The following is a 15,457-nucleotide window of genomic DNA, read 5'->3' as shown; positions in this document are numbered from 1 at the left end:
CCCGTCCCTTGCGACGCCGGGAGGCACGCCGACGCTCGCCTACCGGCACAGGGCTGCGCGGTCGAGCCGCTCGATGAAGGATCGCTTGCGGGAATGCCGGTCCCGCAGCTCCGCGATGCGGCGACCGAACTCCTCCCGCCGACCATCGCGCTGGGCGACCGCCTCGAGGTCGAGCAGAAGAGCAACGACCTGGTCGTAGTCGGCGGCGCGCTTGGCGTCGATCAGGGTCTCCACCGTCAGCCACGCCCGATCGGTCCGGGTCGCCAAGGCGTCGAGGCGCCGCCGCCGGGCGTCCGCCTCGGCGCGCGTCTGGCGCTCCCGCGCGGCGGCGGCACGGTCCGCCTCGCGCTTCCGCCGCGCCTCGGCGGATGCCGCCGCCGCGCCGAGCAGATCACCGACGCGGCGTGCCGGGAGCGCCGCGCCGGACAGGCCCCCCAGGGACTCCCGGCAGCGCCGGCGCAGCTCGCTGGGCAGCGTCGCGCCGTCGCCGCGGACCAGCCGCGCCAGGATCTCATCCTTCTCGGCGACGGGGAGCGCACCGATGAACGCCGCCAGGGTGTCGTCGGTGAGCGGATCGACGGCCGGCTCGGCACCCTCCGCCGCGGCGGCGAGCAGATCCGGATCCAGCTGGACATAGTCGACGAAGGCGTCCAAGGCCCCGTCGAGCCGCGACAGACCGGGCGGCCGCGGCGCTTCGTCCTCCTCCGCCGCCACCGCACCGCGCTGCACGGCCAGCAGCCACCAGAGATAGAGGCAGCGCAGGTCACCCTCCAGCAGCTGGGCGCGCACCGGGGCGAGAGCCGCCATCCATCCCGAACCGTCGTCGGTGCCGTCGATCGTCAGGTCGTCCGCGTGAAACGCCTGCACGACGCCGTTGCCCGCGCCCTCCACCTCGAGCGTCCCGCCGCGGGCGTAGGGGCGAACCACCTCCGGATCGAACAGGCGCCGCGGCAGCCGCACCATGAAGGACCGGGTGGACCAATGGGCCATGTGGACATGCAGGTCGAACCAGCGCCCCATCATCACGGCCGGATTCGCCTTCAGATCGCCCCATTCGTAGTGGTTGGCGAAGGTGGCGGCGGTGATCCGCGCCCGCGTCGAGATGGCGCGCAACGCCTCCTGGTCCTCGGCGCTCAGCAGCCGATCCACCGCCTGGAATTCGTAGTATCGATACTCGCTCATGCCCGCGCCCGTTGCCGATGGGAGCATCCCGCAGGGGGCCGGCGTGGCACGAGGCTCACCGGGTCCCGAGCCGGTTGCACGGAAAATCATTCTGCGAAAGGAGCCCCATGTCCATCCCAATCACCCGGCGCGAGCCCGCCCGTCGCCGGCGGCGGCGCGATGAGGCGTGTCGACCGGGTCCGCCGCGGCGCCGGAACGGCACGGCACGGCAAGCCGCCGCCTCGCACGCGACCCCGGGGCAGCGACACTGGGGCAGCGACACTGGGGCAGCGACACTGGGGCAGCGCCGCGTTGACTTGGCCCAAACATTTTGATAATGGTCAAATCATGGAACAGAAACAGGCCATAGCCGCGCTCGGCGCGCTCGCGCAGGAATCCCGCCTCACCGTCTTCCGTCTCCTGGTGCGGTCCGGGCCGGACGGGCGCGCCGCCGGGGAGATCGCCGAGCGGCTGGGGGTGCAGCCGGCGACGCTGTCGTTCCACCTGTCGCAGCTCAGCCACGCCGGGCTGGTGACGTCGCGGCGGGAGGGACGCTCGATCATCTACAGCGCCGACCTGTCGGCGATGAAGGAGCTGATGGGGTTCCTCCTGCACGATTGCTGCGACGGCCATCCGGAGCTGTGCGGCATCCTCGGCGAGACCGCGCCGTCTGCGGACGATGTGTGCTGCCCGCCGGGCGGCCGGCGACCGCAGGCCGCGAACTGACCTCCCTGTCGCGGGCAATAGGACAACGGGCATGACGGTGCGCGTCGGCATCAACGGGTTCGGCCGCATGGGACGCCTGGCGTTGCGTGCCGCGCAGGGCCGGACGGACGTCGAGATCGTCCACATCAACGAGGCGACGGGCGGCGCCGCGGTGGCGGCCCACCTGCTGGAATTCGACAGCGTCCACGGCCGCTGGCCGGTGCCGGTCGCCGCCGGGGACGACCACATCGTCGTCGACGGCCGGCGCGTCGGCGTCTCGGCGCACGCCCGCCCCGCCGCCATCCCCTGGCGCGACCTCGGCGTCGCGGTGGTGATCGAAAGCTCCGGCAAATTCGTCACCACCGACGCCAACCGGCCGCACTTCGAGAACGGCGCCCGCAAGGTCGTGGTGGCGGCCCCGGTCAAGACGCCGGGCGCCCTCAACGTCGTCATCGGCATCAACGACCACCTCTACGACCCGGCGCGGCACGATCTGGTCACCGCCGCGTCCTGCACCACCAACTGCCTGGCCCCGGTGGTCCGGGTGGTGCACGAGGCGCTGGGCATCCGCCACGGCGTCGTCACCACCATCCACGACGTCACCAACACCCAGGTGATCGTCGACGCCCCGCACAAGGACCTGCGGCGCGCCCGCTCCGCCCTCGCCTCCCTGATTCCCACCTCGACCGGATCGGCCACCGCCATCGCGCTGATCTACCCCGAGCTGACGGGCAAGCTCAACGGCATGGCGGTGCGTGTGCCGCTGCTCAACGCCTCGATCACCGACGCGGTGTTCGAGGTGGCCCGGCCGACCAGCGCCGAGGAGGTCAACGCCCTGTTCCAGGCGGCCGCCGCCGGCCCGCTCGCCGGCATCCTCGGCTACGAGGAGCGGCCGCTGGTCTCCGTCGACTACCGCTCCGACCCGCGCTCGGCCATCGTCGACGCCCTCTCCACCCTGGTGGTGGACGGCACGCAGGTGAAGGTCATCGCCTGGTACGACAACGAGATGGGCTACGCCCACCGCCTCGCCGAGCTGACCGCCAAGGTCGCCCGGTCGCTGGAGGGTTGAGGCGATGACGCCGATGCGCGACTACGCCATCGTCACCGCCGCCTACTGGGGGTTCACCCTCACCGACGGCGCGCTGCGCATGCTCGTGCTGCTGCACTTCAACACGCTGGGCTACACGCCCTTCCAGCTCGCCTTCCTGTTCGTCCTCTACGAGGCGTTCGGCGTCGTCACCAACCTGGTGGGGGGCTGGATCGGCGCCCGCTTCGGGCTGCGCCCCACCCTGTTCGCCGGGCTCGCCCTGCAGGTGGTGGCGCTGGCCATGCTGTCGGCGGTGGACCCGGCGTGGACCCTGGCGCTCTCCGTCGCCTATGTGGTGGCGGCGCAAGGGCTGGCCGGGATCGCCAAGGACCTCACCAAGATGTCGTCCAAGAGCGCCATCAAGGTGGTGCTGCCCGAGGGCCGGTCGGGCGCGCTGTTCCGCTGGGTGGCGGTGCTCACGGGGTCGAAGAACGCGCTGAAGGGCGTCGGCTTCTTCCTCGGCGGGCTGCTGCTGTCGACCCTGGGCTTCCGGCACGGGCTGTGGGTCATGGCCGGCGGGCTCGTCCTGGTCCTGGTGGCGGCGGCGCTGCTGCTGCGCGGCGACCTCGGCCGGTCGAAGACGACGGTCAGGTTCACCCGGATCCTGTCCAAGACCCGCGCGGTGAACGTGCTGTCGGCGGCGCGCTTCTTCCTGTTCGGCGCGCGCGACGTGTGGTTCGTGGTCGGCGTGCCGATCTTCCTCTACGACCGGCTCGGCTGGAGCTTCGCCGAGGTCGGCGGCTTCCTGGCGGCCTGGGTGATCGGTTACGGTGTCGTCCAGGCGGCGGCGCCCGGCCTGGTGACCCGCTCCCCCGACGGGGTGTCGAGCGAGGTGCGGGCGGCCCGCCTGTGGGCGCTGGCGCTGGCCGTGCTGCCGGCCCTCCTCGCCGCGGCGCTGGCCGCCGGCGCCGACCCGGGCCTGAGCGTCATGGTGGGGCTCGGCCTGTTCGGCGTCGTCTTCGCCGTCAACTCCGCGGTGCACTCCTACCTGATCCTGGCCTACACCGACGCCGACACGGTGGCGCTGAACGTCGGCTTCTACTACATGGCCAACGCCGGCGGCCGGCTGGCCGGCTCGCTGCTGTCCGGCCTGTCCTACCAGGCGGGCGGCATCGTCGGCTGCCTGCTGGTCGCGTCCGCCCTGGTGGCCGCATCCTTCCTGCTGTCGCTCCTCCTGCCCACGGCGCGCGACGGCAGCGCACCCTCCGCGGCGGCCCCGTCCGCCCTGCCCGACGCCCCGTGACGTCCCGAACGGAGTCCCCGCCCATGTCCGAGCACCGCGACACCACCGCCCGCCGGGCGGCCGGTTCCCCGATGGGCGTGTTCGAGCGCTTCCTCAGCCTGTGGGTGGCGCTGGCCATCGCCGGCGGCATCCTGCTGGGGCTGGCGCTGCCCGGCCTGTTCGAGGGGCTGGCCGCGCTGGAGGTCGCCAACGTCAACATGGTCGTCGCCGTGCTGATCTGGGTGATGATCTACCCGATGATGGTCACCGTCGACTTCGCGTCCCTGACCCATGTCGGGGACCGGCCCAAGGGGCTGGTCATCACCCTGGTGGTGAACTGGCTGGTCAAGCCCTTCACCATGGCGGCGCTGGGCCTGCTGTTCTTCGAGGGGCTGTTCCGCGGCCTCGTCGATCCGGCCGACGCCAAGGAGTACATCGCCGGGATGATCCTGCTGGGTGCGGCCCCCTGCACCGCCATGGTCTTCGTGTGGAGCCAGCTGACCCGCGGCGACGCCACCTACACCCTGGTCCAGGTGTCGGTGAACGACCTGATCATGGTGGTCGCCTTCGCCCCCCTCGTCGCCCTGCTGCTGGGCGTCACCGACGTGATCGTGCCATGGGCGACGCTGCTGTGGTCGGTGGTGCTCTACATCGTCATCCCGCTGGCCGCCGGATACCTGACGCGCCGCTCGCTGGTCGCCGCGGGCGGTGCCGCCGCGGTGGAACGCTTCACCGGCCGGCTCAAGCCCTGGACCGTCGTCGGTTTGCTGGCGACCATCGTCCTGCTGTTCGGCTTCCAGGGCGAGACCATCATCGCCCAGCCGCTCCTCATCCTGCTGATCGCCGTGCCCCTGGTGATCCAGAGCTACGGCATCTTCGCCATCGCCTACGCCTGGGCGTGGGCCTGGCGGGTGCCCTTCGCGATCGCCGCCCCGTCGGCGCTGATCGGCACCTCCAACTTCTTCGAGCTGGCGGTGGCGGTCGCCATCAGCCTGTTCGGCCTGCAATCGGGTGCCGCCCTGGCGACCGTGGTCGGCGTGCTGGTGGAGGTGCCGGTCATGCTGTCGCTGGTCGCCCTGTGCAACCGCAGCCGCGACCACTTTCCCGCCGGCGCCGGCGAAACGACCGACCGTCACGCCAGGACCGGCGCCGCCACCCACCCCACGAGCATCGACCCGCCCACTGCCAGCACGAGGTAGAGGAGGAACACCGGCAGGCGGACCAGGGCGAACACGGGAACGGCCGCCCAGGTGCTGACGATGCCGCCGGCGACCAGGAAGGCCAGGGCCGCGCCGGGTGCCATGCCGGCGTCCATCAGGCCGCGGACCAGGGGAAGGGCCGCGTAGCCGTCGAGATAGACCGGCGCGCCGACGACGGCGGCCAGCGGCACCGCCCAGGCGGTGTCGCGCCCGACGAGCGGCGCGATCGCATCGCCGGGCAACAGCCCCCGCAGCGCGAACTCGGCCAGGAGGGCCAGGGCCAGCCACGGCACCAGCGGCCGCGCGGTGGCAAGGAACGTCGCGGCGAAGACGGCGCGCCGTGCCGGCTGCGCCCAGACGCGCCATGCGAAGGTCCGCGGTGCCGCCGGGCCGCACGCGTCGGTGCCGCCGATACCGGCCCACCGGCCACCGCGCAGAGGGGCGCGCAGCGCGCCGCTGCGGGCGAGAAGCCGGGTCACCCCCCCGCCGAGAACGCCGATGCCCACCGCCGCGACCGCCTTCGCCAGGGCGAAAGGGGTCCCGAGGGTCGCCGCCGTGACCACCAGCATGCCGGGATCGGTGACCGGCGAGGACAGCCAGAACGCCATCACCGGCGCCAGAGGCACGCCGCCGGCGAGCAGGCCGGCGACCACCGGCAGGACCGTGAGGCCGCAGACCGGCGTCACCGCACCGGCCGCCGAGGCGGCGACGATCATGCGCCAGGGGCGCCCGCGGAACGCCGCGGCCAGCGCCGGCATCGCTCCCATGGCGGTGACCGCTGCGGTCAGCCCGATGCCGATCAGGACCGCCGGTGCGACCAGGACCAGGTTCCATGCAACGAACCCGGCCGCCTCCCCGGCAGCGCCCGGCGCCGCCACCACCACCAGGCCGACAACCGCCAGCGCCGCCGTCCAGGCCGCCATCCGCCGTCCGCCGGGGCCGCCGTTCCACACCATCGCCCACCCCCGGCCGATTCCGCTTCCCCGACGATAGGCGGGCGAGTGGCATTGCCACAAACGAACAGTTATGATGATTGGCATGAAGAAAAACGAACGCTTGCCCATCGACAGCGACCTCCTGCGGACCTTCCTGGCGGTCGCCGACGCGGGGAACGTGACGCACGCCGCCGCCGCCCTGGGCCGCACCCAGTCGGCCATCAGCGTGCAGGTGCGCAAGCTGGAGACGACGCTGGGGGCGGCCCTGTTCCGGCGCCAGGCCCGCGGCATGGCGCTCACCCCGGGTGGCGAGGCGCTGATCGGGGCGGCCCGTCGCGCGCTCGGCGAGATCGACCGCATCGCGGGCCTCTTCGCCGCGCCGCTTGCCGGTCCCGTCGCCGTCGGCATTCCCGACGACCACGGACCCGGCGTCCTGGCCTCGGTGCTCGCCAGCTTCGCCGCCCGCCATCCCGAGGTGGAGGTGTCGGTGCGCTGCGCGGTCAGCACCGACTTCCCGGGGGCGGTCCGCCGCGGCGAGCTCGACCTCGCCGTCCACGCCGCCCCACCGGAAGCGGCCGGCACCGCCCCGCTGCTGACCGAGGACACGGTGTGGGCCGCCCATCCCCGGCTGCCGCTCGCGCCCGGGCGGCCGGTGCCGCTGGCGCTGTTCGACCGGGCGTGCTGGTGGCGCGACGCCGCGCTCGGGGCCCTGGCCGCGGCAGGGCGGCCCTGTCGCGTCGCCTACAGCAGCGAGAGCGCCGGCGGCGTGACGGCGGCGGTGGCCGCGTGCCTGGCGGTCGGTGTCTTCGCCCGCAGCACCGTCCCGCCCGGCCTGCGGGTGCTGGACGCGCGCGACGGCTTTCCGCCCCTGCCCTCCTCGTCCCTGGTCCTGCTGCGGCGGAGCGGCGGCCCGACGCCGGCCGTCGCCGCGATGGAGGAGGCGATCCGGACGGCCCTGGCGGGCCCGGGGCGGCGATGACGCGGCGCCCGACACGGCGGTGCCGGATGACGGCGCGGCGGTCGTGGCGTGGTCATGCGGATGTTGCTAATGTGCGAGGCGCAGCGCCACGAGAGGCCGGACCCATGACCCGACGGCAGCGCCAGGACCACTGGCAGGGCGTCTACACCCGCACCGCCAGCGACGCGGTGAGCTGGCACCAGGACCATCCCGCCGCCTCCCTGGCGCTCATCCGGGCGTCCGGCGTCGCGCCCGACGCCCGGCTGGTCGACGTCGGCGGCGGGGCGTCGACGCTGGTCGACCATCTCCTCGATCGCGGCCACCGCGCCGTGACGGTGCTCGACATCGCCGGCGCGGCGCTCGCCGCCGCGCGCACCCGCCTCGGGGCGCGCGCCGACGCGGTGAGCTGGGTCGAGGCGGACGTCACCGCGTGGCGGCCGCCGGCCCGCTACGGCCTGTGGCACGACCGCGCCGTGTTCCATTTCCTCACCGAGGCCGCCGACCGCGACGCCTACCGCACCGTGCTGGACGCCGCCCTCGAGCCCGGCGGCACGCTCGTCATCGCGTCCTTCGGTCCCGATGGCCCGGACCGGTGCAGCGGCCTGCCCGTGGTCCGTTACGACCCCGAGGCCCTGGCGGCCGAGCTTGGGGCCGCCTACCGGCTGGAGGAGGTGGCCTACGACGACCACCGCACTCCGGCGGGACGCCGGCAAGCCTTCGTCTGTTGCCGCTTCCGCCGCAGCCCCGCGGACGGTGGGCGCTGACGGCGCGCCGCGGCGTCACCACCAGCACGGGAGAACGCCCATGGTGCAATCGACCCTCGTCCGGCTCGCCGTGGCGGCTCTGCTCGTCGCCGCCGGCCGGCCGGCGGTGGCAGAGGAGCGCCAATTCGTCGAGCTGCCGCCGCCCATGCAGCGGCACATGATGGCCACCATGCGCGACCACCTGCGGGCGCTGCAGGACATCCTGGCCGCGCTGGCCGCGGGCGAGGCCGACGCCGCGGCCCGCATCGCCGAGCAGCGCATCGGCATGACGTCGCTGGTCCTCCATGACGCCGCCCACCTCGGCCGCTTCATGCCGGAGCCGATGCAGCGGATGGGCACGGAGCTGCACCGCGCCGCCAGCCGCTTCGCCGTGGCCGTCCAGGACGCCGACCTCGACCCCGTCGACGGCCCGAAGGCGGTCTTCCGGGCGCTGGCCGACGTCACCGCCACCTGCACCGCCTGCCACGCCGCCTACCGCATCCGCTGAGCGGCGGGAGCGGCCCCGTCCACCGCCCGGCCCCGCTCACCGCCCGGCTCCGTTCACCGACCGGCGGCGCAGCAGCCGGCCGCCGGTGCCGCGGCCGCCACCGCGGCCGGCGCCGGTCCACCGCAGCAGCCGCCCGCAACCTCGTCCTCACCGGTCAGCGCCGCGGTGCTGCACACGCCGGTCTCGGGCAGCACGAGGTGGACGTCGCGGGCGGCGGCGTGGTCGCCGGCCAGCTCGGCGGCGATGGAGCGCACCTGCTCGTAGCCCGTCGCCATCAGGAAGGTGGGGGCACGGCCGTAGCTCTTCATGCCGGCGATGTAGAAGCCGGGCTCGGGGTGGGCCAGCTCGGCGGCGCCGTGGGGCGGCACGGTGCCGCAGGAATGCAGCTCGGGGTCGATCAGCGGCGCCAGCGCCGGCGGCGCCTCCACCGCGGGATCGAGGGCGACCCGCAGCTCCCGCAGCATGGCGAGGTCGGGGCGGAAGCCGGTGGCGACGACGGCACGGTCGACCGCCAGCTCCACCTCCTGTCCGGCCACCGTCGCCACCACCGCGAGGCCGCCTCCGCGGCACGCCACGCGGCTGGCCGCGAAGCCGGTCAGCAGCTCCAGCCGCCCCGCCTCGATCGCCCGCTTGGCGGCGAGGCCGAGGGCGCCGCGCGCCGGCAACTGGTCGTTGGGCCCACCGCCCAGCAGCCGCGCCACGCCGTCGCGGCGCAGCGCCCACAGCACCCGCGTCTCCGGCGCGTCCTCCTGGAGCGCCAGCAGGTCGAGCACGGCGTTGATCGCCGAATGGCCGGAACCGACCACCAGCACCCGCGCCCCGGCATAGGTGTGGCGCGCCGCCCCCAGAACGTCGGGGATGCCGTAGGCGATGCGGTCGCCGGCCGCGCCCTCGCCGGGGACCGGCAGCCCGTCCACGCCCATGGGGTTGGGCGCGAACCAGGTGCCCGAGGCGTCGATGACGGCGCCGGCGGTGGCCGCGTGGTCCGCCCCGTCGGCGTCCTGCCAGCGCACCACGAAGGGGGCGTCGGCGCGGCCGGCGGAGGCCAGCTTGTCCCGCCCGGCGCGGCCGATGGCGGTGACCGTCGCACCGGTGCGGATGCGCGGCGCCAGCGCCGGAAGGGCGGCCAGCGGCTCCAGATAGGCGCGCACGATCTCGGCGCCGGTGGGGATCGCCTCGGGCTCGGGCGCCGTCCAGCCGGCGGCCTCGAGCAGGCGGCCGGCGGCCGCGTCGACGACGTAGCGCCAGGGGGTGAACACCCGCACATGGCCCCAGGCCCGCACCGCGTGCCCGGCCGCCGGGCCGCGCTCCAGCACCAGTGGCGTCAGGCCGCGTTCCAGCAGATGGGCCGCCGCCGCCAGCCCCACCGGGCCGGCGCCCACCACCACGATCGGACGCTCCGTGCTCATCCGTGCTCCCTCCCCGTTGTCGACCGTCGATGCACCAATCGTCGATGCATGCGGCCATGAAAATCGGCCGCCCGATCAGCCGCAGCAGCCCCCGCCGTCCTGCGCCACCCGTTCGCTGTCGATCAGCGCCCGGGTGACCTCCATCCACGCCTCCACGGCGACCCGGAAGGCGTCGCGGCCGCGCGCGGTGAGGGTGTAGACCTTGCGCTCCCGGCCCGAGACCACCTCGGCGTGGGAGGTGACGTAACCGCCCTCCTCGAACTCCCGCAGCACGGGGTAGATCGTCCCTTCGGCGGGCGAGCAGCAGCCGCTGGTCGTCCGCTCCACGGCGCGGGCGATGTCGTAGCCGTGCATCGGCGCGTCGTGGAGGACGCGCAGGATGAAGAACTTGGACAGGCTCATCTTGATGGTGCCGTTCCAGTAGGAGCGGCTGGTGAGGTCGGGCGCCGGCCGGGTCACCGGGCGGATGCGTGCGGTCGGGCGTGCGGTCGGGTGTGCCATGCCCTCATCGTCATCCATCGATGGTCGATGCGTCAAGGGCCGATGCGTCAAGGGCCGACGCGTCAAGGGTCGATGGGTGAAGAGCGGGGGCACGCGATCGTCAGAAAAGCTTCACGAAACGGACAGCGCCCTGGAACCGGATGCCATTATTTTGACATTTGGACAACCATTGAACCAGAATGCGGAACGCCGGAGGATCGGCGGCGACGCCTGGAACGCCGGGATGACGGACGGGAGCGGTTGACATGACCTTGACCATCGCGCGGCGCATCCAGTCCGGGTTCGGCGTCCTGCTCCTTCTGCTGGTGGTGGTGGGCGCCTTCGCCGTGGTGCGCTTCCACGGTGCGCAGGATTCCGGGCGGGCGGTCCGCGCCCAGGCCGCGGTGGCCGCCGCAGCCGACGGCTACGCCCTGTCGCTGGCCGAGCTGTCGCGCGCCGTGGCGACCTACGAGGCCAGCGAGGATCAGCCCGACCTGGCCGCGGCCAAAGCCGCCCGGTCGCGGGCGCAGAGCGCGCTGGAGGCGCTGGCCGCCCTCCTCCCCGCTGCGACCGTGGAGGCGGTGCGGACCGCCGCCGCGGCCTACGAGACCGCCCTGGAGGGCGCGCTCATCCGCGTCGTCTCGCGCCAGGACGGGCGCGCCGTGACCCTGCTGGCGGCGGCCAACCTGCGCGCCAGCCTCGCCGCCCTCGACCGGGCGCTGGCGGAGGACGGCGCCGCGTCCCCGCCGGAGCCCGCGGCGCCGGACCCCGCGGCGCCCGACCCCGCGGCGGCAGCACGGGCGGCGCTGGTGTCCGGCCTCGCCTACGCCCACCGTCTCGACCCCGAGGGGTTCGAGGCGGCGCGGGCCGACGTGCAGGCGTTCCGCGCCGCCCTCGACGCGCTGGACCCGCGGTTCGCCAGCCGGCCGCGCGACGCCCGGGCGCCGCTGCGCTATGCCAAGCGCGACGCCGGCGTCCTCTACGAGGGGCTGGTCCAGTTGAACGGCGCGGCCAGCGCCTACCGGCAGGACATCGCCGCCTACCGCGCCGCGGTGGCGGCGGCGGCGGAACGGGCGGTGGCGCTGCGCGCGGCGATGCGGGAGCGCCAGGACGCGGCGGTCGACGCGATGGACCGCACCACCACGGCGGCGACGCTGCTGACCGGCGCCCTGGCGCTGGGCGGGGTGCTGCTCGGGGTGGGGCTGGCGCTGGTGATCGCCCGCGGCATCGTGCGTCCGCTCGCCCGCATCCAGGACGGCATGGAGGCGCTGGCCGGCGGCGACACCACCCGCCCGGTGGCCGACACCGGGCGCCGCGACGAGATCGGCCGCATGGCCCGCAGCCTGGCCCGCTTCCGCGAGAACGCCCTGGAGGTCGAGCGCCTGACCCGCGAGCGCGAGGCCGGCCGCGCCGAGGCGGAGACCGGCCGCCGCCAGGCGCTGGCCGCCATGGCGGCGACCGTGGAGGCGGAGACCGGCAGCGCGGTCGACGAGGTGGCCGGGCGGACGCGGGAGATGGCCGGCAGCGCCGAGGCGGTGGCGCGCTCGGCCGACCGGGTGGCGACCTACGCCCAGAGCGTGACCGCGGCGGCGGCGCAGACCCTGGCCAACGTCGAGACCGTGTCGGCGGCGACGGAGGAGCTGACCCGCTCCATCGCCGCCATCGGCGCCCGCATCGCCGGTGCCGCCGAGACCAGCGCCGCCACGGTGGAGCACGGCCAGCGGGCCACCGGGACCATCCGCTCGCTGGCGGTGACGGTGGCGCAGATCGGCGACGTCGCCGACCTCATCCGCAGCATCGCCGAGCAGACCAACCTGCTGGCGCTCAACGCCACCATCGAGGCGGCCCGCGCCGGCGAGGCGGGGCGCGGCTTCTCGGTGGTGGCCGCCGAGGTGAAGGGACTGGCCGGCCAGAGCGCCCGGGCCACCGAGGACATCAGCCGCAAGCTCGCCGACATCCGCGCCGCCACCGACTCCTGCGTGGCGGTCATGGAGGAGATCGCCGCCGCGGTCGGCGCCATGGACCGCGTGCACGGCGACATCGCCGGCGCCATGGACCGCCAGTCCGCCGCCACCCGCAGCATCGCCGCGGTGGTGCTGGACACCGCCGGCGCCGCCCGCGAGGTGTCGGACTGCATCGCCCGCGTCTCCGAGGAGGCCGCGGCGACCGGCGACCACGCCGGCCTGGTCCGCACCACGGTGGAGCACCTGGCGACCGGCGTGGCCGAGCTGCGGCACACCCTGGTGCGGGTGGTGCAGGCGAGCACGGCGGAGGAGGTGGGGGTGGGGGTGGGGGTGGGGTGAAAGGGTGGCAGTGCGCGTGTCCGTGCAACGAAGCGCACGATACATGTATTAATTTAATGAAGGTTTGGATACAACAACTCTATCGATAATGCTGGATCGGCCAGTCAAAACTCAAAGCGCGCATTTTGTTGTTTTTTCTATTGATATATCCCAAGGCCAATTGCAACGGGCTCCGATCAACGTCCGGTTCACTGGGCGGCTATGAAGACGCCGGGTGCAATCGTGTGTCCAGCGCGAACCGTTCCTGCATCCGGACACGGTAGGTGCCCGTGGCAACCGTGGCAAGGAACAGCAGATTCCAACTGTGCGACGACACGGCGCTTGGCATGAGGACGAACCGATGCGCATGCACCAGCGCATCTCCGAACTGTTGCTGTCCGGCGCTCGGCGCCCCTGGCCGGAGCCAGTTCGGATTGGGTACGGAGTCGACGTCGACCACGTGAACGTCGGCGGGATCGCTGATGGTCAGCGCCGTCAGCACATGCGGCACGATGTCCAACGCCTTGAAACCCTTGTGGACTGCGACTTCGAGAATGGCTGTCGATGGGTCGATCGAACAATAGACGGCCCGAATGCCTTTGCTGTTCCAACGGCCGCCGAAGCGGTACGCCCCCTCCCCGCTGTCCCACGTCGCGTGGAACGACTCCGGATCGAGACGCCACGCCACGAGGTCCATTCCACCGAGAGCCGCGGGGAGCGGCGTCACGTGTAGACCCCGTAGGCCATCCGCCCGAGGTGTTCTTCGACCATCTCGACGCCGGCGGACGTGTCCAGAAGGTCCAGGGGGCGGTTGTAGTCCAGCCCCATGGCCGGGCACTCAAGCCACTGCTCCGCCGCTTCCTGCGATCCGAAAACCTCGGTCGCTTGGGCGAGGATCTCGGCGAGCTTCCAGGTCCGGCTGCCCTGTTCGGAGCTGAGGGGCTTGTCTGGCGCACCCTTCCGGCGCTGGAAGGTGCGCACGCTCATGCCCACCGCCCGCTCGATGTTCCCCGGCTTCAAAACGCGGAGATTGGTGACAAGGTGGTGAAGAGCCCCGCCCGGCAGCCCGCTCTTTATGGCGTTGTGGGCCTCAAGCGGTGTCGTGACTCGGCGCTTGAACACACGCTCGCCTCCGAGCAGATCCGTGATCCGCTGATAAGCACCCGCGTCGTCTTGGCTCAATTGGCGCCCGGTCGCAGGCATAGCCCATCCCCGTCATGTGTCGCAAAAAATATGACATCGGACGCAGCGGAGTTCAAACACCTTCAGGCGCCTGCGAAAGCCATCAGAGGAATTGCCCCCGCGACGCTCCGTCACATGCGCCCGTCCGCATATCCCATTTCACTCATATGCGGCGCGGCGCATACTCGCCCCATGGACCACGTCAGCGCCGTCTTCGCCGCCCTGTCCGACCCGCTCCGCCTGCGCGCCCTGGCGCTGCTGGTGCGCCAGGGGGAGTTGTGCGTGTGCGAGGTCACCCACGCGCTGGCGATCGCCCAGCCCAAGGCGTCGAAGCATCTGGCGACCCTGCGGGACGCCGGGCTGCTGCGGCTGCGGCGCGACGCCCGGTGGGTGCTCTACGCCGTGGCCGACGACCTCGCGCCGTGGGCGCGCCGCGCCGTCGCGGCGGCGGCCGACGGGCTGGAGGGGGACGCCGCGCACCGCGGCGACCTGGAGCGGCTGGCCGCCATGCCGGGGCGGCCGTCCCGCACCCGCGCGGCGTGACCGGCGCGGCCGGGGCCCGGCACCCGGTCCCGGGCGCAAGGGGGAGGCAAGGCGATGTTCGCGATCTTCACCCGGCTGGCGGACTGGACGGCCTACGGCATGCTCGGCCTCGATCGCGGCGGCAGGCTCGGCGACGCCGTCCATTTCTTCGTCGAGGACACCACCAAGATCGTCGCGCTGCTGGTCGCCATCGTCTTCGTCATGGGGCTGTTCCGCTCCCTGCTGGCGCCGGAGCGGGTGCGGGAGTACCTGGAGGGCCGCTCGCGCGGCCTCGGCTACCTGCTGGCGGTGACCTTGGGGGCGGTGACGCCGTTCTGCTCCTGCTCCTCGGTGCCGCTGTTCATCGGCTTCCTCGAAGGCGGCATCCCCGTCGGCGTCACCATGGCGTTCCTCATCACCTCGCCCATGGTCAACGAGGTCGCGGTGGTCATCCTCGCCTCCATCCTGGGCTGGAAGCTGGCGGCGATCTACGTCGCCGTCGGCATGGGGGTCGGCGCGCTGGGCGGCGTGCTGATCGACCGGCTGGGCCTGGAACGCTACGTCGAGCCCTATGTCTGGACCATCCGCATGGGCCGGGCGGCGCGCATCGCCGCCGACACCTCGCTGCGCGGCCGGGTGCGCGGCGCCTGGGGCGAGGTCCGCGACATCGTCGGGCGCATCTGGCCCTACGTGCTGGGCGGCATCGCCGTCGGCGCGGCCCTGCACGGCTACGTGCCCGAGGCGCTGTTCGCCCGCACCGCCGCCGCCGACAACCCGTTCGCCGTGCCGGCCGCGGTGCTGATGGGGCTGCCCCTCTACGCCAACGCCACCGGCGTCATCCCCATCGCCGAGGCGCTGCTCGCCAAGTCCGTGCCGGTCGGCACGGTGATCGCCTTCATGATGAGCGTGGTCGCCATCTCGCCGCCCGAGTTCATCATCCTGCGCAAGGTGCTGCGGGTGCCCATGCTGGCCTTCTTCGGCGGCTTCCTCGCCGTCGCCTTCACCGCGGTCGGCCTGCTGCTCAACGCCCTCTTCGCCTGATCCCACCATCCCACGCACGGGAG

At 73.3% G+C, this 15,457-nt stretch carries 16 protein-coding genes; 10 read left to right on the top strand and 6 right to left on the bottom strand.

Going from position 1 to position 15,457, the window contains the following annotated elements; all coding sequences use genetic code 11:
- Positions 1-39 precede the first annotated feature (39 nt).
- A complete protein-coding gene (locus tag AC6H2I_RS03350) occupies positions 40-1,182 on the bottom strand; it encodes a hypothetical protein (protein WP_497499156.1) in 1,143 nt (380 codons plus the stop codon).
- Positions 1,183-1,509: 327 nt separating this feature from the next.
- On the opposite strand from AC6H2I_RS03350, the gene AC6H2I_RS03345 reads away from it, so the two are divergent.
- The 4 genes from AC6H2I_RS03345 to arsB are packed head-to-tail and all read left to right on the top strand — an operon-like array spanning position 1,510 to position 5,374.
- Complete coding sequence (locus AC6H2I_RS03345; protein WP_497499155.1) at positions 1,510-1,887, top strand: ArsR/SmtB family transcription factor; 378 nt, start codon at positions 1,510-1,512, stop codon at positions 1,885-1,887.
- 31 nt (positions 1,888-1,918) lie between these two features.
- Complete coding sequence (locus AC6H2I_RS03340) at positions 1,919-2,935, top strand: ArsJ-associated glyceraldehyde-3-phosphate dehydrogenase (RefSeq protein WP_497499154.1); 1,017 nt, start codon at positions 1,919-1,921, stop codon at positions 2,933-2,935.
- Between the two features lie 4 nt (positions 2,936-2,939).
- Positions 2,940-4,196, top strand: coding sequence for an organoarsenical effux MFS transporter ArsJ (arsJ, locus tag AC6H2I_RS03335; RefSeq protein ID WP_497499153.1), 1,257 nt, complete (start codon positions 2,940-2,942; stop codon positions 4,194-4,196).
- Between the two features lie 23 nt (positions 4,197-4,219).
- Positions 4,220-5,374 carry an ACR3 family arsenite efflux transporter gene (gene arsB, locus AC6H2I_RS03330; RefSeq protein WP_497499152.1) on the top strand — a complete coding sequence of 385 codons (1,155 nt, stop codon included), beginning with the start codon at positions 4,220-4,222 and terminating at the stop codon, positions 5,372-5,374.
- On the opposite strand, the gene AC6H2I_RS03325 is transcribed toward arsB, so the two are convergent.
- Positions 5,308-6,297, bottom strand: coding sequence for a permease (locus AC6H2I_RS03325; protein ID WP_497499151.1), 990 nt, complete (start codon positions 6,295-6,297; stop codon positions 5,308-5,310). The genes arsB and AC6H2I_RS03325 overlap by 67 nt on opposite strands.
- A gap of 115 nt (positions 6,298-6,412) precedes the next feature.
- Between AC6H2I_RS03325 and AC6H2I_RS03320 the strand changes: the two genes are divergently transcribed.
- The 3 genes from AC6H2I_RS03320 (at position 6,413) to AC6H2I_RS03310 (ending at position 8,518) form a co-directional block, all read left to right on the top strand.
- Complete coding sequence (locus AC6H2I_RS03320; RefSeq protein ID WP_497499150.1) at positions 6,413-7,288, top strand: LysR family transcriptional regulator; 876 nt, start codon at positions 6,413-6,415, stop codon at positions 7,286-7,288.
- A gap of 104 nt (positions 7,289-7,392) precedes the next feature.
- The gene (locus AC6H2I_RS03315; RefSeq protein ID WP_497499149.1) at positions 7,393-8,031 is read left to right on the top strand and encodes a class I SAM-dependent methyltransferase; all 639 of its coding nucleotides are present in this window, start codon (positions 7,393-7,395) and stop codon (positions 8,029-8,031) included.
- 40 nt (positions 8,032-8,071) lie between these two features.
- The gene (locus tag AC6H2I_RS03310) at positions 8,072-8,518 is read left to right on the top strand and encodes a hypothetical protein (protein WP_497499148.1); all 447 of its coding nucleotides are present in this window, start codon (positions 8,072-8,074) and stop codon (positions 8,516-8,518) included.
- 53 nt (positions 8,519-8,571) lie between these two features.
- Here AC6H2I_RS03310 and AC6H2I_RS03305 read toward each other — a convergent pair whose 3' ends face one another.
- Both AC6H2I_RS03305 and AC6H2I_RS03300 read right to left on the bottom strand, forming a co-directional pair.
- On the bottom strand, positions 8,572-9,927 hold the full coding sequence (locus AC6H2I_RS03305) for an FAD-dependent oxidoreductase (protein ID WP_497499147.1): 1,356 nt from the start codon (positions 9,925-9,927) through the stop codon (positions 8,572-8,574).
- A gap of 75 nt (positions 9,928-10,002) precedes the next feature.
- Positions 10,003-10,428 (bottom strand): PadR family transcriptional regulator, encoded by a 426-nt coding sequence (locus tag AC6H2I_RS03300; RefSeq protein WP_497499146.1) that lies wholly within the window; start codon positions 10,426-10,428, stop codon positions 10,003-10,005.
- A 245-nt stretch (positions 10,429-10,673) separates the two neighbouring features.
- Between AC6H2I_RS03300 and AC6H2I_RS03295 the strand changes: the two genes are divergently transcribed.
- Positions 10,674-12,710, top strand: coding sequence for a methyl-accepting chemotaxis protein (locus tag AC6H2I_RS03295; RefSeq protein WP_497499145.1), 2,037 nt, complete (start codon positions 10,674-10,676; stop codon positions 12,708-12,710).
- Positions 12,711-12,909: 199 nt separating this feature from the next.
- Here AC6H2I_RS03295 and AC6H2I_RS03290 read toward each other — a convergent pair whose 3' ends face one another.
- The gene (locus tag AC6H2I_RS03290; protein WP_497499144.1) at positions 12,910-13,386 is read right to left on the bottom strand and encodes an RES family NAD+ phosphorylase; all 477 of its coding nucleotides are present in this window, start codon (positions 13,384-13,386) and stop codon (positions 12,910-12,912) included.
- 26 nt (positions 13,387-13,412) lie between these two features.
- On the bottom strand, positions 13,413-13,892 hold the full coding sequence (locus AC6H2I_RS03285) for an Xre family toxin-antitoxin system antitoxin (protein WP_497499143.1): 480 nt from the start codon (positions 13,890-13,892) through the stop codon (positions 13,413-13,415).
- 171 nt (positions 13,893-14,063) lie between these two features.
- On the opposite strand from AC6H2I_RS03285, the gene AC6H2I_RS03280 reads away from it, so the two are divergent.
- Together AC6H2I_RS03280 and AC6H2I_RS03275 are read left to right on the top strand one after the other, a co-directional pair.
- Positions 14,064-14,414, top strand: coding sequence for an ArsR/SmtB family transcription factor (locus AC6H2I_RS03280; RefSeq protein ID WP_497499142.1), 351 nt, complete (start codon positions 14,064-14,066; stop codon positions 14,412-14,414).
- A 54-nt stretch (positions 14,415-14,468) separates the two neighbouring features.
- Positions 14,469-15,434 carry a permease gene (locus AC6H2I_RS03275; RefSeq protein ID WP_497499141.1) on the top strand — a complete coding sequence of 322 codons (966 nt, stop codon included), beginning with the start codon at positions 14,469-14,471 and terminating at the stop codon, positions 15,432-15,434.
- Positions 15,435-15,457 lie beyond the last annotated feature (23 nt).

This window comes from Azospirillum sp. NS33 (genome assembly GCF_059703765.1).
Note: the sequence above shows the minus strand (reverse complement) of the source record. Positions and strands in the feature narration are given on the sequence as shown.